The sequence below is a fragment of the Streptomyces sp. NPDC037271 genome (assembly GCF_055603605.1).
The window spans coordinates 1-24,001 of record NZ_JBVJVN010000008.1; the positions used below are offsets into that span (position 1 = coordinate 1).

Here is a 24,001-nt window from a genome sequence, read left to right on the forward strand (position 1 = left end):
TTCCCTTCGGTCTTGCGTTTCCGACTCTATCAGATCCTTTTCCGATCCGATTTCCTCGGTGCTTTCCAGGTTCCCGCTTTCGCGTTTCCCTTTCCGGCGGTTCCGACTTTATCAGAAGTTCCGAGCCGGTCTGACCGGCCGTTCATTTCCGATTCATCGGGAGAGTGCTTCGTCGAATTCATTGATTCGGCAGGAAGCAGATAGACACTCACTGTCGCCTTCTGGGGTGACCCCATCTCCAGGCAACTGTTTGAATCTACCTCCCCGCTCGCTCCGTGTCAACGGCTCTTGCGGGAACGAAGAGGACACTAGCAGCTCACCGGGGGTTCATGCACATCAGGCGGCCGTCGGCACGGTGGCGCTGCGTTCGGGCGCCTCGACGTCGCCCGTGTCACCGGCGCGGGCCGCGCGGCCGCCCAGGACGTAGACGTAGGCGAGGAAAGCCAGCTCTGCGACGACTCCGATGGTGATGCGTGCCCAGGTGGGCAGGCCGGACGGGGTGACGAAACCTTCGATGGCGCCGGACAGGAACAGGACCAGGGCGAGGCCGATCGCCATGCCGATGGCGGCCCGGCCCTCCTCGGCGAGGGCGACGCGCCGGGGGCGCGGGCCGGGGTCGATGAGGGTCCAGCCGAGACGCAGGCCGGTGCCCGCGGCCACGAAGACCGCGGTCAGTTCGAGCAGGCCGTGGGGCAGGACGAGGCCGAGGAACGTGTCGAGGCGGCCGGCCGAGGACATCAGGCCGAAGCCGATGCCGAGGTTGAGCATGTTCTGGAACAGGATCCAGATGACGGGCAGGCCCAGGAAGACGCCCAGGATCAGGCAGAGCGCGGCGGCCCAGGCGTTGTTCGTCCAGACCTGTGCGGCGAAGGAGGCCGCGGGGTGGCTCGAGTAGTACGTCTCGTACTGACCGCCGGGGCGGGTCATCTCCCGCAGTTCGCTGGGCGCCGCGATGGTGGCCTGCACCTCCGGGTGGGTGCCGATCCACCAGCCGAGGAGCGCTGCGACAGCGGTCGACAGAAGTGCCGTGGGGACCCACCAGTGGCGTGCCCGGTAGACGGCGGCGGGGAACTGCTGGGTCAGGAAGCGGGTGACGTCGCGCCAGGAAGCTCGGCGGGTTCCTGTCACCGCACTGCGCGCGCGTGCCACCAGTTGGCTGAGCCGTCCGGTCAGCTGCGGGTCGGGCGCGCTGGACTGGATCAGGGAGAGGTGGGTGGCCGTGCGCTGGTAGAGGGTGACGAGCTCGTCGGTCTCGGCGCCGGTCAGCCGGCGCCGGCGTCGGAGCAGGGCGTCGAGGCGGTCCCACTCCGCCCGGTGGGCGGAGACGAAGACGTCGAGGTCCATCGGTGTGCCTGCTCCTCGGCTATCGTCGGCGGCTCGTCGTGGATCAGCTTGTCGTACTGCGGCGCGGTGTGTCCTCAGCTTGGCAGACTGGCGGGGACGGGGGCAGTCAGGGGAAGGGCGGCAGGCATGAGCGAGCTGGTGACGGGCGAGGCGGTGGCGCTGGAGTTGCGCCCCGCGAGGCTGCCCAGCAGGGGGCTGGCCGTCCTGCTCGACCTGGTGGTGGCCGTGACCGTCTATGTGGCGGTGACCATCGTTCTGGTGGCCTCCACCGCTTCCCTGGACATGGCGGCGCAGACAGCGATATCGATCGCGGCTTTCGTCCTGGTACTCGTGGGCGGGCCGATCGCGGTGGAGACGCTCAGCCACGGGCGGTCGCTCGGGAAGATGGCGTGCGGTCTGCGGGTGGTGCGGGACGACGGCGGGCCGATCCGGTTCCGGCACTCGCTGGTGCGGGGTCTGATCGGGGTGATCGAGATCCTCATGACGTTCGGTGTCGTCGCCTGTATCGCCTCACTCGTGTCGGCGCGGGGGCGGCGGCTCGGTGATGTGTTCGCGGGGACTCTGGTCGTGCGGGAGCGGGTGCCGGTCTCACCGGCGGGCTTCATGCCGCCGCCTCCGCCCTGGCTGGCGGGGCGGTTCTCGGGGCTTGATCTGTCCGCCGTACCCGATGATCTGTGGCTTGCCGTCCGCCAGTACCTGGCCCGGATGGGGCAGCTTGATCCCCGGGTCGGCTGGGCCATGGCGGAACGGCTCGCCTCCGACGTGGCGGCTCGTACGGGTGCTCCGGTGCCGCAGGAGGTTCCGCCGGCGGCGTACCTGGCGGCGGTGCTGCAGGAACGGCAGGCTCGGGAGGCCCGGCGGGCGTTCGGGGGCGGGTTCGCGGGTGGGGCGCCCGCGGTGACGGCGCCCACGGCTCCTCCGTCCTCACCTCCTCCGTCCTCGGCTTCTCCGGTGGTGTCGCCTGCGCTGCCGCAGGGGATGCCACCCGCAGTGCCGCAGAACGCGCCTTCGCCAGGGGCCCGGCCCGAGGTGTCGCGGGACGCTCCGCCGGATGCCCGTCCCGGTACCGGGTTCGTACCGCCGGCGTAGACGGGGCGGGCTGCGCCCCGACGTCGCTCAGGGGAACACGGACGGTGGTGACTCCAGGTCCTCCAGCTCGATGCCGGGGGCCGCGAGTACGACGTCGCCGGCGATGTGCACGGCGTGCTGCTCGCCGGTGTCCAGGGCTGTGACCTGGTATTCGTCCACGGTCAGAGGGCCGTTGTCAGTGGCGTGTGCTTTTCTGTCGAGCAAGGCCCAGGACTGGTCCACGGTGCGGGGGGCGAGGACCGGGTCGGTGAGGGCGACGAGGCGTACGCGGGTGGCCGGTCCGGAGGGGGTGAGGCGCAGGAGACGGGTGACGGCGACGAGGAAGGCCGGGGAGGTGCCGGTGAAGGCGTGGGCGCGCGCATTGCCTTCGGTGGCGTGGACTCCGGTGGGGTCGGTACGGACCCAGGTGACGCCGTCGATGGCCGCGCCCCGTACCTGCCAGCTCGCGGCGTGGAGTTCGAGGCGGATGGGGCGGCCGAGTTCGTCGAGGGCGAGGTCGACGGAGCCCTGGTGGTGCCCGGTGGGTGTGGTCAGCCGGGAGACGTAGCGCCAGCCGGAGGGGCCGGGGGCGCACTGGAAGTGTTCTTCTGCGAGGGGGGTGTGGTCGTGCGGATCGTGGAGCGAATACCGGCCGCGGGGCATGGGGGTCCTGGGTGGTGACGGGCTGCTGGTCCGGCCGCTGAGGCGCCGACGGGGCAGGCCCCCGGCACGGGGGTGCGGGGGCCTGTCCCGGAGGAGCCGGCAGCAGGCGGGGGCGTCTGTGAACGGACGCCCCCGCCGGCTGCGACGCGGGCTTGCTCAGTAGCGGTAGTGGTCCGCCTTGTACGGGCCCTCGACCTTGACGCCGATGTAGTCGGCCTGCTCCTGGCGGAGCGTGGTCAGCTTGACGCCGAGGGCGTCGAGGTGGAGGCGGGCGACCTTCTCGTCGAGGTGCTTGGGAAGCACGTAGACGTCGGTCGGGTACTCGTCGGGCTTGGTGAACAGCTCGATCTGGGCCAGGGTCTGGTCCGCGAAGGAGTTGGACATCACGAACGACGGGTGACCGGTCGCGTTGCCCAGGTTCAGCAGGCGGCCCTCGGACAGCACGATGAGGACCTTGCCGTCGGGGAAGGTCCAGGTGTGGACCTGGGGCTTGACCTCGTCCTTGATGATGCCGGGGATCTTCGCGAGGCCGGCCATGTCGATCTCGTTGTCGAAGTGGCCGATGTTGCCGATGATCGCCTGGTGCTTCATCTTGGCCATGTCCGAGGCCATGATGATGTCCTTGTTGCCGGTCGTGGTGACGAAGATGTCGGCCTTGTCGACGACCTCGTCCAGCGTCGTGACCTGGTAGCCGTCCATCGCCGCCTGCAGCGCGCAGATCGGGTCGATCTCGGTGACGATCACGCGGGCGCCCTGGCCGCGCAGGGACTCCGCGCAGCCCTTGCCCACGTCGCCGTAGCCGCAGACGACCGCGGTCTTGCCGCCGATAAGGACGTCCGTGGCGCGGTTGATGCCGTCGATCAGGGAGTGGCGGCAGCCGTACTTGTTGTCGAACTTCGACTTCGTCACCGCGTCGTTCACGTTGATCGCCGGGAACAGCAGGGTGCCGTCGCGGTGCATCTCGTACAGGCGGTGGACGCCCGTCGTGGTCTCCTCGGTCACGCCGCGGATCTCGGACGCCAGCTGGGTCCACTTCTGCGGGCTCTCGCTCACCGTGCGGGTGAGGAGTTCCAGGATGACTCGGTGCTCGTCGGACTCGGCGGTGTCGACCGAGGGGACCTTGCCGTCCTTCTCGTACTCGACGCCCTTGTGGACGAGGAGGGTGGCGTCACCGCCGTCGTCCAGGATCATGTTCGGGCCGCCGGTGGGGGTGTTCGGCCAGGTCAGGGCCTGCTCCGTGCACCACCAGTACTCCTCGAGGGTCTCGCCCTTCCAGGCGAAGACCGGGACGCCCTGCGGGTTGTCGGGCGTGCCGTTCGGGCCGACGGCGATGGCGGCGGCCGCGTGGTCCTGGGTGGAGAAGATGTTGCAGGAGGCCCAGCGGACCTCGGCGCCGAGGGCGACGAGGGTCTCGATGAGCACGGCGGTCTGCACGGTCATGTGCAGGGAGCCGGTGACGCGGGCACCGGCGAGGGGCTGGGCCTCGGCGTACTCCTTGCGGATCGCCATGAGGCCGGGCATCTCGTGCTCGGCGAGGGTGATCTCCTTGCGGCCGAACGCGGCCAGGGAGAGGTCGGCGACCTTGAAGTCCTGCCGGTTGTCGACAGTCGTCATTACGGGCTGCTCCTCGGGTTGGGTCGAGGTGGGTACGGCTGACCTGCGCGGCGGCGGACACAGGGGTGCCCCGAAGAGGACACAGGCATGCCCGCGTGCGCGCAGCGCAGTCCGTCGGAGGCCCTCTCTCCCTCGGCCGGTCCGTCCTGGACCGCCCGACCGCCATCAGCAGCGACGTCTGGCTCCGTCCCAAGCTACACCGCGGGTGCCCGCCGTCCCCAGTCCGCCTCCGAACACTTCCGGACGTTCACGACGCGTGACGGGGCGTGTCCGGCGGCGGAAACCGACGGGGCCGGCCGAGTGGATCGGCGGGCCCCGTGGGTGCGGGTGGTGCGGGCGTCAGTGGGCGGCGGGCGGTGCGGCCGGGCCGCCGGGGGTCGCCTCGCGGTCCGGGCCCTTGGTCGCCTCGGACTCGCTGTAGATGTCCGGTTCCAGGTAGATGACGCGGGCGATCGGGACGGCCTCGCGGATACGGGCCTCGGCGGCGTCGATCGCGGAGGCGATCTCGGTGGCCGTGCCGTCGTGGCGGACGGCGATCTTGGCGGCGACGAGCAGTTCCTCGGGGCCCAGGTGGAGCGTGCGCATGTGGATGACACCGGTGACCGTGTCACCGGCGACGATCGCGGACTCGATCTGCTGGACCGACTCGACGCCCGCGGCCTCGCCGAGCAGCAGGGACTTGGTCTCCACGGCCAGGACCAGTGCGATCAGGATGAGCAGCACGCCGATGCACAGGGTGCCGACGCCGTCCCAGACTCCGTCGCCGGTGAGCAGGGCCATGCCGACACCGCCGAGGGCGAGGATCAGGCCGACGAGGGCGCCGAGGTCCTCGAGGAGGACGACCGGCAGTTCGGGGGCCTTGGCGTGGCGGACGAACTCCTTCCAGGACTTCTTCCCGCGCAGGACGTTGGATTCCTTGATGGCGGTCCGGAAGGAGAAGGTCTCGGCGATGATCGCGAAGACCAGGACGCCCACCGGCCAGTACCAGTGCTCGATGTCGTGCGGGTGCTTGATCTTCTCGTAGCCCTCGTAGAGGGCGAACATGCCGCCGACCGAGAAGAGCACGATGGAGACGAGGAAGGCGTAGATGTAGCGCTCGCGGCCGTAGCCGAACGGGTGCTGGGGGGTGGCCTCGCGCTGGGCGCGCTTGCCGCCGAGGAGCAGCAGGCCCTGGTTGCCGGAGTCGGCGAGGGAGTGCACGGACTCGGCGAGCATCGATGACGATCCGCTGAAGACGAACGCCACGAATTTCGCTACCGCGATCGAGAGGTTGGCGAGCAGTGCCGCCACGATCGCCTTGGTTCCGCCTGACGCGCTCATGTGTCGCGTTATCCCTTCGCCTTCGGCTGCGTCCGTACGCCGGTGGGGGCTCGGCCGGTCGTCGGCTTCGCCCCTCCTGCGCGGTGCGCCATTGTTGCAGCCCGTGCGGGCCTCGATGTGCCGGATGCCCCGTCGTACGCCCGTCAGGCCTGTTTCAGGGGCGTGTCCGTGCCCGTGTCACACGCGCACGGTGGCGCGGAAGAGCGTGCCGGACCCGGATGCTCCGGCCTTTTCCCCGGCGGGGACGAAGACGGACCGGCCGGGGGCCAGTTCGTGTTCGCCCACCCGCACGGTGCCGGCCGTGCAGAGCAGGATCTGCGGGGTGGGCAGGGTGAGTTCGTGGCTGCCGCCGCCCTCGGGGAGGACGTACCGGGAGAGCCGGAACTCGTCGATGGGGGTGTCGTAGACCTCTTCGCCGTCGGGGGACGCCTCCGGGCGGAGGATGCCGGGGTCGCCAACCTCGAAGCGGACGATGCGCAGCAGTTCGGGGACGTCGACGTGCTTGGGGGTGAGGCCGCAGCGCAGGACGTTGTCGGAGTTGGCCATGATCTCGACGCCGAGGCCGTCGAGGTAGGCGTGCGGGATGCCGGCGCCGAGGTACAGGGCCTCGCCGGGCTGGAGCCGGACGTGGTTGAGGAGCATGGCGGCGAGGACGCCGGGGTCGCCCGGGTAGTGGTGGGCGATGTCGGCGTAGGGGGCGTAGGCGCCGCCGAGGCGGTCGCAGGCGGCCGCGGCCTCGGTGACCGTGCGGGACATGTCCTCGGGGTCGGCGGTGAGGATCGCGGTGAGGACCTCGCGCAGGGCGGCGTCCTCGGGGTGCGCGCGCAGCAGGTCGGCGTAGGGCTTGAGGGAGGCGACGCCCAGGCCGTCGAACAGGTCGGCCGTCTCGGCGGGCGCGCGGAAGCCGCACAGGCCGTCGAACTCGGTGAGGGCGCAGATCAGTTCGGGCTTGTGGTTGGCGTCCTTGTAGTTGCGGTGCGGGGCGTCCAGGGGGACTCCGCGGCGCTCCTCGTCCTCGTAGCCCGCCCTGGCCTGGGTCAGGTCGGGGTGGACCTGGAGGGAGAGCGGGGCGCCGGCGGCGAGGAGTTTGAGGAGGAAGGGCAGCCGGGGGCCGAACCTGGCCACGGAGGCGGCGCCCAGTTCCTTCTCGGGGTCGGCGTCGACGACGTCGGCGAGGGTCCCCCGGTCGGTGCGGGAGGGGGCGCCGGGGTGGGCGCCCATCCACATCTCCGCCTGCGGTTCGCCGGTCGGCTCGGTCCCGAGCAGGGTCGGGATCGCGGTGGTGGAGCCCCAGGCGTAGGGGCGGACGGTGTTGTCGAGGCGGTCCATGGGCTCTCTCTGCCGGTGCGTGCGCGGTGCGTGTCCTCGTACGCGGCGCTGGTGCGGGGCGCTGGTACGTGGAGATGGTGCGTGGCGCTGGTACGTACGAGATGGTGCGTACGGGATCAGGCGTCCGAGGCGATCGCCAGGTAAACGGCGGCGAAATCCGTGATGGCGATCAGCTCGGCGAGGGTCTCCAGTTCGCCGCCCGCTTCCGGTTCCAGTTCGCTGATCGGCGTGTCGTGGCCGAGGGCCAGGTCACGGGCGGTGGGAGCGGCGGTGAGGCCGCCGCTGGGGCGGTCGCGGAGGAGCACCACGCGCGCGTGGAGGGCGGGCGCCTCCTCGACGCGGTCGCGGAAGAAGTCGTCGGGGTCGGCGCCGGCGGCGAGCCGGCCGGCGAGCAGGGCGCTGTGCGCGCCGAGCGCCTCGGGCAGTTCGGCGACGACGGCCGGGGTGCCGGCCAGTTCGGCGAGCGCGGCGGCGAAGCGGCGGCCCGCGGGTCCGGCCGAGGTGCCCTCGGTCCAGATGACGGGGAGTGAGTCGGCGACCTCGGACGCCAAGGTCTTGGCGGGGTTGCTGTACGTCACGATGGCCGGCCCGCAGCGCTCGGCGATGCGGTCGAGGCGGTCGGCGACCTTCTCGATGGCGTCGGGCGGCGCGTCGAGCAGGGCGGTGCGGTCCAGCAGTGCGAGGAGCGGGGTGAGCAGTGCCCACAGGACGCCGGGGGCGGCACCGGCGAGGGGCTCGTCGTGGTCGTAGGGGGCGGTCGCCATCGGGATGAACAGGCCGTGGGATCCGTTCACCGATTCGCTGAGCGGGGACCGGGCGGGGGCGACGGCGACGACGGTGCAGCCCCGGCGGTAGGCCTGCTCGGCGAGCAGGGCGAGGCCGGGCTCGGTGCCGTCGGGGGTGGCGATCAGCAGGAGGTCCACGGAACCGGCCCAGCCGGGCAGTTCCCAGCGCAGGGCGCCCGCGGCGGGGGCGACGCCGGTGGGGGCGAGGCGGGTGACGGGGCTGCCGGCGCCGGCGAGGGTGCCGAGGAGGTCGGCGGCGTGGGTCGCGGCGGCGCCGGGGCCGGCGATCAGGACGGCGCGGGGCCGGCCGTCCGGCTTGAGGTTGCCGACGCCGGCCTCGGCGGCGTGCCGGGCGGCGGTGCGTACGCGGGCACCGGCCTCGGCGGCGCCGCGGAGCAGGCCGCGGCGGTCGGCCTCGGTGAGACGTTCCGGGGCGTCGAGGAGCGATTCGTCGAGCATGGCGGCAGTCTCCGATCGCCGGGTGCGTTCGTTCGGGTGCGCGGGTTCCCCCGGCCGTGGGCCGGCCGTCGGTTACTCGGGGCGGGGCCTCGTCGGCTCACGGGGCGGCGGGCCCTCTTCGGTCACTCGGGGCGGCGGGCCTCGTCGACGAGGAGGACCGGGATGCCGTCGCGCACCGGGTAGGCCAGGCCACAGTCCTGGCCGGTGCAGATCAGCTCCGCGTCCTGCTCCTTGAGGGGGGCGTGGCAGGCGGGGCAGGCGAGGATCTCCAGGAGGCCGGCTTCGAGCGGCATGGGGGTTCCCTTCGGGGGAGGTTCGGCTTGTGCGGATGTGCTGGTCAGGGTACCGCCGGGGAGGGCCGGGTGTAGGGGCGCCGCCCCTACGACCCCGACAGGGACTTCCCACTGGGCCCCGGCCTGCGTCCGCCCACCGCCCGACTCGGCCGGCTGTGGGCGCGGGCCGGCCCGTCAGGCCCGGATGATCGCCAGCGCCTCGTCCCGCACCTTCGTCATCGTGGCCTCGTCGCGTGCCTCGGCGTTCAGGCGCAGCAGCGGCTCGGTGTTGGAGGGGCGGACGTTGAACCACCAGTCGGCCGCCGTGACGGTGAGGCCGTCCAGGTCGTCCAGGGTGACGTCGTCACGGCTCTCGTACGCGGTCCTGATCGCGGCGAGGCGGGCGGCCTGGTCGGCGACGGTGGAGTTGATCTCGCCGGAGCCGGTGTAGCGGTCGTACTGGGCGACCAGGGCGGACAGGGGACCCTCCTGTCCGCCGAGGGCGGCGAGGACGTGGAGGGCGGCCAGCATGCCGGTGTCGGCGTTCCAGAAGTCGCGGAAGTAGTAGTGCGCGGAGTGCTCGCCGCCGAAGATGGCGCCGGTCCTGGCCATCTCGGCCTTGATGAAGGAGTGGCCCACGCGCGTGCGTTCCGGAGTGCCGCCGTTCTCCCGCACGACCTCCGGCACGGACCAGGAGGTGATCAGGTTGTGGATGACCGTGCCCTTGCCGCCGTTGCGGGCGAGTTCGCGGGCGGCCACGAGGGCGGTCACCGCGGACGGGGAGACCGGGTCGCCGTTCCGGTCGACGACGAAGCAGCGGTCGGCGTCGCCGTCGAAGGCGAGGCCGAGGTCCGCGCCCTCCTCGCGGACGCGCTTCTGCAGGTCCACGAGGTTGGCGGGGTCGAGCGGGTTGGCCTCGTGGTTGGGGAAGGTGCCGTCCAGTTCGAAGTACATCGGCACGAGGTCGAGGGGGAGGCCGGCGAAGACCGAGGGGACGGTGTGGCCGCCCATGCCGTTGCCGGCGTCGACGACGACCTTCAGGGGCCTGATGGCGGTGAGGTCGACGAGGGAGCGCAGGTGGGCCGCGTAGTCGGCGAGGGTGTCGCGGCGGGTGACCGTGCCCGGGCGGGTAGCAGGCTCCGGGGCTCCGGACGCGCTCCAGCGCTCCACCAGGGCGCGGATCTCCGCGAGGCCCGTGTCCTGGCCGACGGGGGCGGCGCCCGCCCGGCACAGCTTGATGCCGTTGTACTGGGCCGGGTTGTGCGAGGCCGTGAACATGGCGCCCGGCAGGTCCAGCGCGCCGGACGCGTAGTACAGCTGGTCGGTGGAGCACAGGCCGATCTCGGTGACGTCGGCGCCGCGGGCCGCCGCCCCGCGCGCGAAGGCGCCGGACAGTCCCGGCGACGAGGGGCGCATGTCGTGGCCGACCACGATGGCGCTCGCGCCGGTCAGCTCGACGAAGGCCGCGCCGAACAGCTCGGCCAGCGACTCGTCCCACTGGTCCGGGACCACACCGCGTACGTCGTACGCCTTCACGATCTGCGACAGATCAGCAGCCACGGCCAACCTTCCTGAAAGTCCTGTAGGAGCCCACAAACTACCCGCAACCGCCGGCCGGGCGCCGGGTGGTTCCCCAAGGCCGGAGCGGAGGTCGGGGCAGGGCCGGAGCGGTTACGGAGCGAGTGGGGGCACGGTGGGGGGCGACGTCGGCGCGAGGTCAGGGCAGCGTCCAGCCGAGGACCGGCGACAGGAAGCGAGTCCGGCTCCGGCCGCCGCGACGAAGTGGCCGATGGTGGCGGCCTGCCCGGAGAGGTTCATCCGGAGAGGTTCATGACGTAGGCGAGGGCGAGCACGGGCGCCTCCCCGGGTTCCGCCGTGCGAAAGCGGAAGGGGAGCGGGAGCGGGGTTGGCGCGCTCAGTTGTCCGGCGAGCGCAGCACGCGCAGGTGGCCGCGGCGCGCGACCTCCATCGGGTCCGCCGTCCGGGGACCGCCGCCGGCCTCGGCCGCGCGCTCCTGGGGGCGGGCCGCCTCGCGCACCGCGTTGGCGAGCGCTTCCAGGTCGTCGCCGCTGGGGCGGGCCGGGGCGGAGCCGTCGAGGAGGCGGACGACCTCCCAGCCGCGCGGGGCGGTGAGGCGCTCGGAGTGCTCGGCGCACAGGTCGTAGCAGTGGGGTTCGGCGTAGGTGGCGAGCGGGCCGAGGACCGCGGTCGAGTCGGCGTAGACGTACGTCAGCGTCGCGACGGCGGGACGGCCGCAGGCGGTGCGCGAACAGCGACGTACAGGGCTCACGATGTTGGACGGTACCGCACTCTTGAGCGGGCCGCGAAGACTATCCACCAGGTCACACCACCGTGTCGTGATCTGGAACGCCCCGCGGAGCCCTCCGGAGACGCCTCGTTGACCTGCGAGGACACCGGATTTCGGGATACCGGACGGTTCGGGGAGTGGTCACGATCCGATACAAACGGCGACATTTGCTGCGAGTTCGGCGGTCGCAGAGAGATATGAAATTGAGCCCAACTTTGGCTGGAACGGTCATCCGGCGACATCCGGCGCAGGGGGCCCGGGCGTGGTGCGGTGTGCGTGTACGGTCCGGCGCGCGGCCCCGGCGGGGACTACCCTTCAGCAGTGATGGACAACCCCGTGACGCCCCGTGATGCCGGCCGCCCAGGGCCCCGCCGTCGTGATCGCCACGGTCGGGGCATGCGCGGACCGATCGCTCCCCCGCAGGTTCCGCTCGCCGCGAGCCGCGGCGAGGTGTTCGCGGACCTGGTGCAGGATTCCGTGGAGCGCCTGGAGCGGCGGTGGCCGCAGCTCGCCGACATCGATTTCCTCGTCCTCGACGTGCCGCGGCTGGACGCGGCCGCCGGGCCCGGGGACGTGTGGAACGACGAGGCGGTTCCGCTCGGCGGGACGGTGCCCTCGCGGGACGGGCGGCGGGGGCGCGTGATCGTGTACCGGCGGCCGGTCGAGATCCGGACGAAGGGGCGGGACGAGCGGGCGGCGCTCGTGCACGACATCGTCGTCGAGCAGGTGGCGGAGTTGTTGGGGCTGACGCCGGAGACCGTGGACCCCGGGTACGGGGAGGACTGAGAGGGCCGGGGCCGCCGCGCGGTGGTCGCGCGGGCAGGCCCGCGCGCCGCGTCGGTGCTGAGGCTTGGCGCGAGCCCCCGCGTGGCCGCGAGCCCCCGCGTGGCGGGGCGCCTCCCCCGCCCCCGGCTCCGCTCGGCGGGAGGGGGCCCCGCCGCCCACCCGCGCCGTGCCCACCCGCGCCGCCACGGGGACGCCGCACGGCACGGCTGCCTCCGCAGTACGGGCACGGCTGCCTCCGCAGTACGGGCACGGCTACCTCTGCAGTACGGGCACGGCTACCTCTGCAGTACCGACAAGTCGTCGTCCGCGTTCGGTACCGAGACCGTTCCCCGGTCGTCGGGGAGGGTCTGCACGGTGAAGGACGCCACGTCGTCGTCCTGCCCGGTCAGGGTTCGGGACGCGTGGACGGGACCGCCCGAGACCGTCTCGACCGTCAGCGCGTAGGTTCCCTTGAGGCCGGCGGGGACCGGTGCCTCGACGTCCTGGGTCGTGCCGCCCTTGATCGTGTACGTCCTGGTCGCCGTCGTACCGCCCTCGGTGCCCGCCGACGCCGTGACCTTGACCTTCGCGGCCTTCTCGGGGGCGGTCAGGGACAGTGTCGTGCTCTTGGCGCGGTTGTCCGCGGCCGTCGCGCGCGCGCCGACCGGGTCGGAGGCCGGGATGAACGCCGACTCCTGCTCGCCGCCCTTGCCCCGTACGACCCGGAGCGCCGCCACGACCGGAACGGAACTGCCGGTCGGCGTCAGCACCAGCGATCCGGCCTCGCCGCGCGTGACCTCGCCGAGGTCGACGCCCGTCGTCGTGCCCGCCTTGACGCGCACCGTCTCGTGCCCGGCGGGCGTGATCGGCCCGGACGGCGAGGCGAGCCGCACCTTCAGGTCGGCGTCGGTGCCGCCGGGCGTGAACAGCACCAGGCGTACGGCTGTGGCGTCCTTGGGGATGCCCGGCAGTACGAGGGCGCTCGCCGGGTCCGCGGACGCGGCCAGCCAGTCGCCGCCGGTCTTGTCGTCCAGGGCCTGCACCGCGGCCCCGACCCGCCCGCTGCGCACGCCGACGTGCACGGTGAGGTCGGTCTGCTCCACGTCGCTGAGCGTCGACAGCAGCAGGGACTCACTGCCGTGCGGCGGCACGGTGATGCCCTCGCCCACCGTGGACTTCACGGCTCCGTCCTCGCCGTAGAGCTCGATGTCGACGACGGCCGCCGAGTCGTCGGGGTTCGTCAGGTGCACGTAGTCGGTCCGGCCGGTCGCCGTGCTGGCGCCCGGGAACCAGAACTCGGTGTCCGGTGCGGTGCAGTTGACGCCCTGCAGCCCCCGGCCCGTCCCGGCGGCGACCTCCGTGGTCTGCTGGACGGTCCAGCCGGGCGCGTGACTCCCCTCGGCGGTGCCGACGAGCGCGGTCCCGTCGGCGCCGGAGATCCGGCCGGTGACCGGCGTGCCGGGCTCCTTCGGCTGCACGACGGGCTTCCCGGGCTTCTTCGCGTCCTTGGCGGTCCCGGCCTCGAGAACGGCCCCGCCCTTGTCGGCGGTGCCCTTCGTGACGGGCGTGAAGGACGTGTACGACGTCTCCGCGAGGTCGGACGTGCTGGGCGCCGGGCACAGCAGGCTGGTGCGCTCCACGGGCAGCCGGGCGGCCGGCTCGGCGGTGTCCGGGCCGGTGGCGGCCGGTGTGGTGACCGCCGCGAATCCGGTGATCGCGGCGAGCGCGGTCGCGCCGGCGAACAGGGACAGGGTGGTGCGCTTCACTGCTGGCTCCCGTCGGGACGCTCAGTGCCCGTGCCGTGGGGGTGGTGGGGCTGGGAAGGGTCGTAGGGCGTGTCGTATCCGCCCTGGCCGTACGCCTGGCCGTACGTCTGGTCGTAGGCGGGGTCGTAGGCGGGGTCGTACGTGCCGGCCCCGGACGGACCGGGCGGGTTGCCGTAGCCGTACGGGGCGTACTGACCCGCCTCGTACGGATCGGCCTGGCCGCCCTGGTAGGTGTCGCCCTGGTACGGCTGCTGCCCGTACGCGCCGGGGTCGTACGGGCGGCCGTCCTGGTACTGCTCGCCGCCGTACGTGCCGTAGGGGTCGTTCTCCGTGCCCGCGTACCCGGCCGAGTCCCATGCGCCGTACGCCGGTTGCTGCGGAACGGTCACGGGTGTCTGCGGGGGCGGGTCGGTCTCGCCCGTGCCGGGCGTGGCCTCGGTCACCGGCTCGGAGCCGGCCGCGGCCTCGGCCTCGGCCTCCGCCTGGGCGCGCAGTCGCCGGGCCCGGCGGCCGTCGCCCTCCATCGCCTCGGCGGGGACGAGCGGTTCGTCCGGCAGGTCGTCGTCGACGTCGCGGCGCCTGCCGGGCAGGGCGAGGACGACCAGGACGACACCGAGGAGGCCCTGGGCCCACAGCCACGCGGTGTGGGTGAACGGGGCGTCGTAGGTGATGTCCAGCTTTCCGCCGGAGGCGGGGAGTTCGAAGCCCTGGGCCCAGCCGTCGACCGTGGTGCGGGTGAGCGGCTTGCCGTCCAGCGTGGCCGTCCAGCCCTCGGCGGCGGTGTCGGCGAGGCGCAGCACCCGGCCCTCGGAGCCGGCCGGGATCTCGGTGTGGACCTCGACGGGTCCGGCCGCGACGGGCTGCGGCTCACCGGAGCCGGCCCCGGAGTCGGCACCGGACACGATGGTCGCGCGCGCGACCTCCTGGTCCACCCGCCACAGTCCGCTGCCGTCCTGCTGGCTCAGCCGGCTCAGGCCGGGCGTCGCGTCCAGGACGCGGCTGACCTCGCGGGGCGCGTCGTGCACGAGGACGTAGCGCACGGCGAAGCCGCCGAGCTGGTCGGCCTGGTCGGCGCCGGAGCCGGCCACGAGATTGGCGACGATCTTGTCGAGCCCGCTGTTCCCGGCGTCCGTGGTGGCGAGTTCGCCGTCGCCGAGGCGGACCCCGGAGCCGCGGACCAGCATGTAACGCACCTGTGCGGCGGAGTCGCTGTCCAGGACGAGGGTGCGGGCCTGGTCGCGGGTGCGGCTCTCCTCGGCGACGAACGCGGGCACCTGTACGGGGTCGCGCCGCTCCAGGGGGCCGTCGGCGCCCCCGATCATCCAGCCGGTGGCGGCGATCAGCGGGCCGACGGCCGAGGCGAGGGCGATCAGGGCGGCGACCGGCTGGCGCCAGCCGAAGCTCTGCTCGGCGACGCGCGAGCGTGCCCCGTCGGCGCCGAGGGTCGCGGCGGACAGCAGGGCGATGCCGTAGACGAGGGTGGCGGGTCCGGCCCAGGCGGAGCGGTTGGAGAGCACCGCGAAGACCAGGGCGACCAGGGCGACGGCCCAGGCCGTGCGGATGCCCAACTGCCGCTCGGAGCGCAGCAGGGCGGCCAGCGCGGCCAGCACGATGCCGATGAGGACCAGTCCGCCGACCGTGCCGGGGCCGCCGGGGCTCGCCCCGAGCAGGTCGAGGGCGGAGGCGGCCGAAGCGCCGTACTCCAGTCCCGCCTCGTCGAGGAAGCCGAACGGGAGCAGCGTCAGCGACCAGGGTGCGAGCAGCAGCAGGGGGGTGCCGAGCTGGGCGAGGAAACGCAGTCCGTACGCCGTGATGTCGCCCCTGCGCAGGGCCAGGACGCCGATGCCGAGGAGCAGCGCGACAGGCCACACGACGGGGGTGAAGGCGGTGGTGATCGTCAGCAGCAGCGCGTACGCCCAGGTGGCGCGCCAGCTGCCGCGGGTGCCGGACGAACCCGTCAGGCCGGCCGCCGAGGCGCCCGCCCGCGCGATGAGCGGGAGCAGCACGGCGAGGACGGCGGTACCGATGCGGCCGCCGGCGAGCGCGCCGGTGGCGGCGGGCAGGAAGGCGTAGGCGACCGCCGCCCACGCGCGCAGCAGCCGGGAGGTGACGAGCGGGCGGGAGGCGAAGTACGCGGTGACGCCGGCCAGGGGCACCGAGCAGACCAGCAGCAGGGTGACGGCCAGCCCGGTGGAGCCCAGCAGCAGGGAGGCGAGCGTGGCGACGAGCGCGAGGTAGGGCGGTGCGGAGGCGGTGCCGCCGGTGCCCACCGTGTGCCAGGCGTCCGTGTACCGCGACCACAGCTCGCCGGCGCCGGCCGGGGCGGGCAGCAGCGCGCCGCCCGCCAGGGCTCCGCCGCCGAGGAGGGCGCGGCAGGCGGCCAGGGAGACGAACAGCAGGACGAGGAAGAGCACCGGGCCGGGCTTGCGGGCGACGCGCTTGAGCCGGGCGAACTGCTCGATCTCCAGGAAGTCGGCGTCGTCGCCGCCGGGTCCGGACTCGATGGCGCCGCCGTGCCGTCCGGCGCCGGGGGCCGTCTCGGCGTCGGAGTCGCGGACGAGGTTGCCCGCGACCTGTTCGACGGTGACGCGGACGGTCGCGCCGGGCGGCGGGAACAGGGCGCGCAGTTCGTCCTTCTCGACCTGCGGCCGGCCGCGTTCACGCCGTCCGGCGATGATGCGCTCGGGGCGCAGCAGGACGCCCAGCAGGCCGCGGATCTCGTCGAGGGCCTGTCCGGGGACCTTGCCGACGAGGTAGGCGAGGGTCCGCAGCAGGGTGCCGAGGACGAGGCGCAGCAGCACCCAGGGCAGGGCGGCGGTGCGGACGTTGACGAGGAGGGTGTGGACGGCGCCGGCCTTGTCCACCTTGTGCGGGGAGGCGGTGGTGCGGCCCGCGCAGTCGACGGCGCGGCGTTCGCGGGAGGCCGCCTCGGCGTGGCGTACGACCGCCTCGGGGGCGACGAGGACGCGGAGTCCGGCGGCGTGCGCGCGCCAGCACAGGTCGACGTCGTCGCGCATCAGGGGCAGCCGGCGGTCGAACCCGCCGAGCCGCTCGAAGACGTCACGCCGGATCAGCATCCCGGCGGTGGACACCGACAGGACGGGCCGGACGTGGTCGTGCTGGCCCTGGTCCTGTTCGCGGCGGTCCAGGCCGGTCCAGCGGCGGCCGGAGTTGGCGATGGAGACGCCGACCTCCAGCAGTTGCCGGCGGTCGTACCAGCCGCGGAGCTTGGGGCCGACGACGGCGACGTCGTCGCGGCCGAGTTCGTACTCGTTGTCCACGACGCGCAGCAGCTGGGCCAGGGCGTCGGGTTCGGGGGCGCAGTCGTCGTGCAGCAGCCACAGCCACTGCACCGGCTCTCCGTGAGGGAGCTCCGGCAGGTCGTAGGTGTCGTCGCGCCAGGTGCGGGTGACGGGGTCCCAGCCGCTGGGCCGCCTCAGGTACGGCAGGTCCTCCGGGGTGAGCACGGGGGCGCTGCGGGCGGCCTCCTCGACGGCCTGGCCGAAGCCGGTGCGCCGGGCGAGGTGGAGCACGCGGTCGTCACCGAGGGCCTCGGTGACCAGCCGGGCGGAGTCGTCGGCGCTGCCGGTGTCGGCGGCCACGGCGTACTGGACGGGGCGCTCCTGGCCGAGCAGCCCGGCGAGGGCGTCGGGCAGCCAGCGGGCTCCGTCGTGGGCGACGAGGACCGCGGTCACCACGTGGCGCGGGAACTCAGGTGTGGCAGCGAGGTCTTGCTGGGCTGCCGTGTGGCTGTGCACGGACATCGAGGTACGGGCCCCGGTTCGGTGGACTGCGGTGGACGCCCGTGCCTGTTGCGGGTGGCGGGGCGTCTCGGACGAGCGCCCACACTATCGGCTGGCCAGGACGGCGCCCCGCCGCCTGTGGACAACCCGCCCGCGAGGGGCCGTTCCTGCCGTTCCCGCCGGTTTTGTGCGCGTGGCGGGTCAGACGGCGGCCTTCTTCAGGCGGCGGCGCTCCCGCTCGGACAGGCCGCCCCAGATGCCGAAGCGCTCGTCGTGGGCAAGGGCGTACTCGAGGCACTCGGAGCGGACCTCGCAGGCGAGGCAGACCTTCTTGGCCTCCCGGGTCGAGCCGCCCTTCTCAGGGAAGAAGGACTCGGGGTCGGTCTGGGCGCACAGTGCGCGCTCCTGCCAGCCGAGTTCCTCGTCCGCGTCGTCGACCAGCAGTTGCTGCACCAGCTCGGTCATGTGCGCCCCTCGTCTGTCTTTCGCGTCCCCGTGATCCAGCCGTTACCGTTTCCGGCTGAACGACACGAGTGAAATTACAAGTGTGCTGCTCCGGGCGAGTCAAGCCGAGATCTGCTATTGGGCCCCTTATTCACTCTGCGGAACCAAGGCCAAGCGGAAAGTGTTCAAATCGTCCTAAACCTCGACGTACCGACGAGACCCACCGGGACACCCGGCCCGCGCGGCGCCCGCACCAGGAAGGACGCCCCCGCGTTCGATCCCGTTCCGATACACGCGCCGAAGCGAGGCCGATCACATTCGGATCACAGGATCGCAACGGGGGTTGCGCGCCGGGCTTGTGCGCCATGTGTCCCGGAAGCCGCCTGAGCAAACCTTTCACCTGCGAGATGAACCGGATGAGGTGAAACATGTCCCACATATCGGGCAACGAGTTGACAGTGCCGGTGTGGACCGCTGTCCTTGTGGGCATGCTCGCGAACTTGGCGCTCACCTCGACCCGCACCGCCGGGTCCCACGGTGCTGCCCGCGCTCGCCGTAGCTGTTGTTGCTGTTTCAGCTGTTGAGCAAGCCACGCTCCGGCTGTCCCGGGTCCACGCGACCCGACTCTCCCCCTCCGCCCCACCAGGGCGTCTTCGCTTCTCGTCTCGCTTCTCACCACTCCCCCGCACTCATCTGCCGAGGACCCACCGCACCCATGAACAGCGACAGCGACCTCCAGATCGCCGGCGACATCCTCGAAGTCCCCCACCTCCTGCAGGCACCGCGCGAGCACCCGGCCACCGTCGCCGAGTTCGTCGGCCTGGCCCGCTCCATCGCCGCCGACCGGTCCGAGTGGGAACACCTCGTCCGGTACGACGCGACGACACGCTGGTACCACCGGCTGCGCACCGGTCCCGGCTACGAGGTCTGGCTGCTGTCCTGGGTGCCCGGCCAGGGCAGCGGACGCCATGACCACGGCCCCTCCTCCGGGGTGCTGACCGTCCTGGACGGCTGCCTGACCGAGCGCACGGAGCGCGCCACGCGCGAGTTGCGGGCGGGGGCCCAGCGGGTGTTCGCGCCGGGCTACGTCCACGAGGTGGTCAACGACGCGCTGGAGCCGGCGGTCAGCCTGCACGTCTACTACCCGGGCCTGACGGACATGCCGATGCGCTCCGCGCACTCCGCGCACTCCGCGCGGTGCTCGGCCGCGGGTGCCGGTACCGGCGCGGGCGCGGGTGCCGGTGCCGGTGCCGGTGCCGGTGCGGGTGCCGGCGCGGGTGCCGGTGCCGGTGCCGTGACGACTGCCTGACGCACTGTCGTCCCCGCCTGCAAGACTGGGGCCATGCGCATTGTGGTTCTGGCAGGCGGCATCGGTGGTGCCCGGTTCCTGCGTGGTCTGAAGCAGGCCGCGCCCGACGCGGACATCACGGTCATCGGCAACACCGGGGACGACATCCACCTCTTCGGGCTGAAGGTCTGCCCGGACCTCGACACGGTGATGTACACGCTCGGCGGCGGCATCAACGAGGAGCAGGGCTGGGGGCGGGCCGACGAGACCTTCCATCTCAAGGAGGAGCTCGCGGCGTACGGGGCCGGGCCGGAGTGGTTCGGCCTCGGCGACCGGGACTTCGCCACGCACATCGTGCGGACGCAGATGATGGCCGCCGGATATCCGCTCAGCGCGGTGACGCAGGCGCTGTGCGACCGCTGGAAGCCCGGCGTGCGCCTCATTCCGATGAGCGACGACCGCGTGGAGACGCACGTCGCCGTCACGCTGCCCGACAGCGGCTCCGCCGACGGGTCGGGGGAGCGCAAGGCGGTCCACTTCCAGGAGTACTGGGTACGGCTGCGGGCCTCGGTCCCCGCCGAGGCGGTCGTGGCGGTCGGCGCCGAGCAGGCGAAGCCGGCGCCCGGAGTCCTGGAGGCCATCGCGGAGGCGGACGTGATCCTCTTCCCGCCCTCCAATCCGGTCGTCTCGGTCGGCACGATCCTCGCCGTGCCCGGCATCCGGGAGGCGATCGCCGACGCCGGGGTGCCCGTGGTGGGCCTGTCCCCGATCGTCGGGGACGCGCCCGTGCGCGGGATGGCCGACAAGGTGCTCGCGGCGGTCGGCGTGGAGTCCACGGCGGCCGCGGTCGCCGAGCACTACGGCTCGGGGCTGCTCGACGGCTGGCTGGTCGACACGGTCGACGCGGAGTGCGTCACGCGCGTGAAGGCGGCCGGCATCCTCTGCCGCGCCGTTCCGCTGATGATGACCGACCTCGACGCGGCGGCCCGGATGGCCCGGGAGGCGCTGACGCTGGCGGAGGAGGTGGCGCAGGCGTGAGCGACGGCGTGCGTGACGGGGTTCCCGGTCACCGGGGAGGCTACCGTGTGTGGGCCGTCCCGGGCCTGCCGGAGACGCAGCCGGGCGACGACCTGGCCAAGCTGATCGCGGCGGCCGAGCCCGGGCTGGCCGACGGGGACGTGCTGCTCGTCACGTCCAAGATCGTGTCCAAGGCGGAGGGGCGTGTCGTACGGGCCGCCGACCGGGAGGCCGCGATCGACGCGGAGACCGTACGGGTGGTGGCCCGGCGCGGCGCGCTGCGCATCGTCGAGAACCGCCAGGGCCTGGTCATGGCGGCGGCCGGGGTCGACGCCTCCAACACACCGTCCGGGACGGTGCTGCTGCTCCCCGAGGACCCGGACGCCTCCGCGCGCCGCATCCGCGACGGGCTGCGCGACGCGCTCGGCGTCGACGTCGGCGTGGTCGTCACCGACACGTTCGGGCGGCCCTGGCGTGCCGGGCTCACGGACGTGGCGATCGGTGCCGCCGGTGTGCGGGTCCTCGACGACCTGCGCGGGGGCACGGACGCCCACGGCAATCCGCTCGGCGCCACCGTCGTCGCCACCGCCGACGAGCTCGCCGCCGCCGGCGACCTGGTCAAGGGCAAGGCCGCGGGGCTGCCCGTCGCCGTCGTACGCGGGCTCCCGCAGGTGGTCGCCGAGGACGACGGCGAGGGCGCGCGGGTGATGGTGCGCGGCGCGCGCGACGACATGTTCCGGCTGGGCACGTCGGAGGCGGTACGGCTGGCGGTCACCCAGCGCCGTACGGTCCGGGCCTTCACGGACGAGCCGGTCGACCCCGGTGCCGTGCGCCGCGCGGTGGCCGCGGCGGTGACGGCGCCCGCCCCGCACCACACGACGCCGTGGCGGTTCGTGCTGCTGGAGTCGGCGGACTCCCGCACCCGGCTGCTGGACGCCATGCGGGACGCCTGGATCGCGGACCTGCGGCGGGACGGCAAGAGCGAGGAATCGATCGCCAGGCGGATCCGGCGCGGCGACGTGCTGCGGAACGCGCCGTACCTCGTCGTCCCCTGCCTGGTCATGGACGGCTCGCACACCTACGGGGACGCGCGGCGCGACGGGGCCGAGCGGGAGATGTTCGTGGTCGCCACCGGCGCGGGCGTGCAGAACCTGCTCGTCGCGCTCGCCGGGGAGCGGCTGGGGTCGGCGTGGGTGTCCTCGACGATGTTCTGCCGGGACGTCGTACGGGACGTGCTGGGGCTGCCGGGTGACTGGGACCCGATGGGGGCGGTCGCGGTCGGTCATCCCGCCGAGGAGCCGCGGGCGCGGCCGGAGCGGGACGCGGGGGCCTTCATCGAGGTGCGGTGAGCTGTCGGGCCGAGCGCCTACCCTCGTAGGGACTTGTCTTTTCCCCCGTCTCTTTCCCCCGTCTCTTTCCCCCGTCTCTTTCCCCCGTCTCTTTCCCTCGTCTCTTTCCCTCGTCCCAAGGACCTCACCCGTGGCAGGACGTTTCGCCCCCCGGCCCGCGCGTGCTTCGGCGCGCGGCGGGGAGGCCGTCGTGCCCGCGGCCGGTGTACCCCGGCAGGCACTCGCGCCGGCGAAGGTACGGGTGTGGGCGCCGGACGGGCCGCACGAGCTGGGGCTGGTGCTCGGTCCGCTGCGGCGCGGGCCCGGCGATCCGACGTTCCGGACGATGCCGGACGGCTCGGTGTGGCGGGCCAGCCGGACGCCCGCCGGGCCGGGCACGCTGCGGGTCACCGCGCGCGGCGGTGAGGTGCGGGGCGAGGCCTGGGGGCCGGGTGCGGAGTGGCTGCTGGAGCAGCTGCCGCGGATGCTGGGCGCCGACGACGACCCGTCCGCGTTCGTGCCGCGGCACCGGCTGCTGGCGCTGACGCGGCATCGGCGGCCGGGGCTGCGGCTGACGCGGACCGGTCTGGTGCTGGAGTCGCTGATTCCGTCGATCCTGGAGCAGAAGGTCACGACGCTGGAGGCGTACCAGGCGTGGCGGCTGCTCGTACGGAGGTACGGGGAACCGGCGCCGGGGCCCGCGCCCGGGCGGATGTGTGTCATGCCGTCGGCGCGGACGTGGGCGCTGATCCCGTCCTGGGAGTGGCACAGGGCCGGGGTGGACGACAAGCGGGCGTCGACGGTCCTGCGGGCCGTGCGGGTCGCCGCGCGGCTGGAGGAGGCGGCCGGGATGGAGCCGGCGGCGGCGCGGCAGCGGCTGGAGGCCGTGTCCGGGATCGGGCCGTGGACGTCCACGGAGACCGTGCAGCGCAGTCACGGGGCGCCGGACGCGGTGACGGTGGGGGATCTGCACCTGCCGGGGATCGTGGGGTTCGCGCTGGCCGGGGACCGGGACGCGGACGACTCCGTGATGCTGCGCCTGCTGGAGCCGTATGCCGGGCAGCGGCACCGGGCGGCCCGGTTGGTGTTGCTGAGCGGGCGGGTGCCGGAGCGGCGGGCGCCGCGGATGGCTCCGCGGAGGATCGAAAGGCTGTGACGCCGGCCGGCCCGGTGCCTGTCGGCTGCCCGGTGTGTGCACCGGCTGCCCGGTGTGTGCCGACCGACCCGGTGCGTGCGTGTCGGCTGCCCGGTGCGTGCGGGAGGACGGTTGGGGGCGGGGTGCGCGGCCCGGCGTCGTGCCGCCGCTGGTGCCGCCCGGCCGTTCGGGCACGGGAGGAGGAACGACTGTCCGCAGCCCGGGCGGCGGGGCGCCGCCCGCGGCTGAGGTGGCCGGCGGCTACGCGTCGGACGAGAAGCGCAGGGACGCCGGGGGGATGTGGGCGTCGCACCAGATGCGGGCCCCGGAGCGCAGTTCGTTGTCGGCGCCGATGACGGCGCCGTCGCCGATGACCGTGTCGCTGAGTATCGACCGGGTGCCCACACGGGCGCGGGTGCCGATGAGGCTGTCGGTGATGACGGCGCCCGGTTCTATGACGGCGCCGGGCAGGATCGTGCTGCCGAAGACACGCGCGCCCTCCGCCACGAAGGCGCCCTCGCCGACCACCGTGCCGCCGGCCAGCTTGGCGTCGGGCGCGACCCGTGCCGTGGGCAGGACGAGGCGGTCGCCGCAGCGGCCCGGTACCGCCGGGGACGGGGCGCGGCCCATGACCAGGTCCGCCGAGCCGCGTACGAAGGCCGCCGGGGTGCCCAGGTCCAGCCAGTACGTGGAGTCGACCATGCCCTGGAGGTGCGCTCCGGTGGCCAGCAGGTCCGGGAAGGTCTCGCGTTCGACCGAGACCGGGCGGCCCGCCGGGATCGTGTCGATGACCGAGCGGCGGAAGACGTACGCCCCCGCGTTGATCTGGTCGGTGACGATCTCCTCGGGTGTCTGGGGCTTCTCCAGGAAGGCGAGCACCCGGCCCGTGCCGTCCGTGGGGACCAGGCCGTACGCCCTCGGGTCGGTCACCTTCGTCAGGTGCAGGGAGACGTCCGCGCCCGTCGCCCCGTGCGTGCGGACCAGGGCGCCGATGTCCAGGCCCGTCAGGATGTCGCCGTTGAAGACGAGGACCGGGTCGTCGGGGCCCGAGTGCAGCCGGGACGCCACGTTGCGTATCGCGCCGCCCGTGCCGAGCGGCTCCTCCTCCGTGACGTACTCCAGGTGGAGGCCCAGGGCCGAGCCGTCGCCGAAGTACGGTTCGAAGACCTCCGCCAGATAGCTCGTCGCGAGCACGATGTGCTCGACGCCCGCCGCTTTCGCCCGCGCCAGCTGATGCGTGAGGAACGGCACCCCCGCCGCCCTGACCATCGGTTTCGGGGTGTGCACCGTGAGCGGACGCAGCCGCGTGCCCTTGCCGCCGACCAGGAGGATCGCTTCTGTCACCTGTCGTCT

The 24,001-nt window shown here is 73.2% G+C and carries 19 protein-coding genes; 6 read left to right on the plus strand and 13 right to left on the minus strand.

Going from position 1 to position 24,001, the window contains the following annotated elements:
- Positions 1-336: 336 nt before the first annotated feature.
- Complete coding sequence (locus ACZ7G3_RS16190; protein ID WP_470926138.1) at positions 337-1,344, minus strand: stage II sporulation protein M; 1,008 nt, start codon at positions 1,342-1,344, stop codon at positions 337-339.
- A gap of 126 nt (positions 1,345-1,470) precedes the next feature.
- Between ACZ7G3_RS16190 and ACZ7G3_RS16195 the strand changes: the two genes are divergently transcribed.
- Complete coding sequence (locus ACZ7G3_RS16195) at positions 1,471-2,433, plus strand: RDD family protein (protein ID WP_470926140.1); 963 nt, start codon at positions 1,471-1,473, stop codon at positions 2,431-2,433.
- 27 nt (positions 2,434-2,460) lie between these two features.
- On the opposite strand, the gene ACZ7G3_RS16200 is transcribed toward ACZ7G3_RS16195, so the two are convergent.
- From ACZ7G3_RS16200 to ACZ7G3_RS16235, 8 genes are all read right to left on the minus strand, one after another.
- Entirely contained in the window at positions 2,461-3,075 is a 615-nt protein-coding gene (locus ACZ7G3_RS16200) for a hypothetical protein (RefSeq protein ID WP_470926142.1), read from the minus strand.
- Between the two features lie 156 nt (positions 3,076-3,231).
- Positions 3,232-4,689, minus strand: coding sequence for an adenosylhomocysteinase (gene ahcY, locus ACZ7G3_RS16205; RefSeq protein WP_470926143.1), 1,458 nt, complete (start codon positions 4,687-4,689; stop codon positions 3,232-3,234).
- A 339-nt stretch (positions 4,690-5,028) separates the two neighbouring features.
- Positions 5,029-6,009 carry a cation diffusion facilitator family transporter gene (locus ACZ7G3_RS16210; RefSeq protein WP_426596501.1) on the minus strand — a complete coding sequence of 327 codons (981 nt, stop codon included), beginning with the start codon at positions 6,007-6,009 and terminating at the stop codon, positions 5,029-5,031.
- Positions 6,010-6,186: 177 nt separating this feature from the next.
- Positions 6,187-7,338, minus strand: a complete 1,152-nt coding sequence (gene manA / locus ACZ7G3_RS16215; RefSeq protein ID WP_470926145.1) for a mannose-6-phosphate isomerase, class I — start codon at positions 7,336-7,338, stop codon at positions 6,187-6,189.
- 116 nt (positions 7,339-7,454) lie between these two features.
- Positions 7,455-8,582: an SIS domain-containing protein gene (locus tag ACZ7G3_RS16220; RefSeq protein WP_470926147.1), complete on the minus strand. Its 1,128-nt coding sequence runs from the start codon at positions 8,580-8,582 to the stop codon at positions 7,455-7,457.
- 122 nt (positions 8,583-8,704) lie between these two features.
- Complete coding sequence (locus ACZ7G3_RS16225; RefSeq protein ID WP_007450268.1) at positions 8,705-8,875, minus strand: Trm112 family protein; 171 nt, start codon at positions 8,873-8,875, stop codon at positions 8,705-8,707.
- Positions 8,876-9,049: 174 nt separating this feature from the next.
- Positions 9,050-10,414 carry a phosphomannomutase/phosphoglucomutase gene (locus ACZ7G3_RS16230; RefSeq protein ID WP_470926149.1) on the minus strand — a complete coding sequence of 455 codons (1,365 nt, stop codon included), beginning with the start codon at positions 10,412-10,414 and terminating at the stop codon, positions 9,050-9,052.
- A 355-nt stretch (positions 10,415-10,769) separates the two neighbouring features.
- Positions 10,770-11,192 (minus strand): DUF3499 domain-containing protein, encoded by a 423-nt coding sequence (locus ACZ7G3_RS16235; RefSeq protein WP_426521416.1) that lies wholly within the window; start codon positions 11,190-11,192, stop codon positions 10,770-10,772.
- 294 nt (positions 11,193-11,486) lie between these two features.
- On the opposite strand from ACZ7G3_RS16235, the gene ACZ7G3_RS16240 reads away from it, so the two are divergent.
- Complete coding sequence (locus ACZ7G3_RS16240) at positions 11,487-11,948, plus strand: metallopeptidase family protein (RefSeq protein ID WP_470926450.1); 462 nt, start codon at positions 11,487-11,489, stop codon at positions 11,946-11,948.
- A gap of 275 nt (positions 11,949-12,223) precedes the next feature.
- Here the strand turns inward: ACZ7G3_RS16240 and ACZ7G3_RS16245 are convergent, their stop codons facing one another.
- The 3 genes from ACZ7G3_RS16245 to ACZ7G3_RS16255 all read right to left on the minus strand — a co-directional run bounded on the left by ACZ7G3_RS16245 (position 12,224) and on the right by ACZ7G3_RS16255 (position 17,901).
- Positions 12,224-13,693, minus strand: a complete 1,470-nt coding sequence (locus ACZ7G3_RS16245) for a DUF5719 family protein (protein WP_470926151.1) — start codon at positions 13,691-13,693, stop codon at positions 12,224-12,226.
- Entirely contained in the window at positions 13,690-17,457 is a 3,768-nt protein-coding gene (locus ACZ7G3_RS16250) for a glycosyltransferase (protein WP_470926153.1), read from the minus strand. Before ACZ7G3_RS16250 ends, ACZ7G3_RS16245 begins: the two co-directional genes overlap by 4 nt.
- 180 nt (positions 17,458-17,637) lie before the next feature.
- Positions 17,638-17,901 (minus strand): WhiB family transcriptional regulator, encoded by a 264-nt coding sequence (locus tag ACZ7G3_RS16255; RefSeq protein ID WP_006134669.1) that lies wholly within the window; start codon positions 17,899-17,901, stop codon positions 17,638-17,640.
- A 694-nt stretch (positions 17,902-18,595) separates the two neighbouring features.
- On the opposite strand from ACZ7G3_RS16255, the gene ACZ7G3_RS16260 reads away from it, so the two are divergent.
- The 4 genes from ACZ7G3_RS16260 (at position 18,596) to ACZ7G3_RS16275 (ending at position 22,669) form a co-directional block, all read left to right on the plus strand.
- Complete coding sequence (locus tag ACZ7G3_RS16260) at positions 18,596-19,189, plus strand: cysteine dioxygenase (RefSeq protein ID WP_470926155.1); 594 nt, start codon at positions 18,596-18,598, stop codon at positions 19,187-19,189.
- A 33-nt stretch (positions 19,190-19,222) separates the two neighbouring features.
- Entirely contained in the window at positions 19,223-20,206 is a 984-nt protein-coding gene (gene cofD, locus ACZ7G3_RS16265) for a 2-phospho-L-lactate transferase (RefSeq protein ID WP_426596508.1), read from the plus strand.
- Positions 20,203-21,534 (plus strand): coenzyme F420-0:L-glutamate ligase, encoded by a 1,332-nt coding sequence (locus ACZ7G3_RS16270; RefSeq protein WP_470926156.1) that lies wholly within the window; start codon positions 20,203-20,205, stop codon positions 21,532-21,534. Before cofD ends, ACZ7G3_RS16270 begins: the two co-directional genes overlap by 4 nt.
- Positions 21,535-21,664: 130 nt before the next feature.
- Positions 21,665-22,669 (plus strand): DNA-3-methyladenine glycosylase family protein, encoded by a 1,005-nt coding sequence (locus tag ACZ7G3_RS16275; RefSeq protein WP_470926157.1) that lies wholly within the window; start codon positions 21,665-21,667, stop codon positions 22,667-22,669.
- Between the two features lie 240 nt (positions 22,670-22,909).
- On the opposite strand, the gene manB is transcribed toward ACZ7G3_RS16275, so the two are convergent.
- Positions 22,910-23,992, minus strand: a complete 1,083-nt coding sequence (gene manB, locus ACZ7G3_RS16280) for a mannose-1-phosphate guanylyltransferase (protein WP_426596511.1) — start codon at positions 23,990-23,992, stop codon at positions 22,910-22,912.
- Positions 23,993-24,001: the final 9 nt, after the last annotated feature.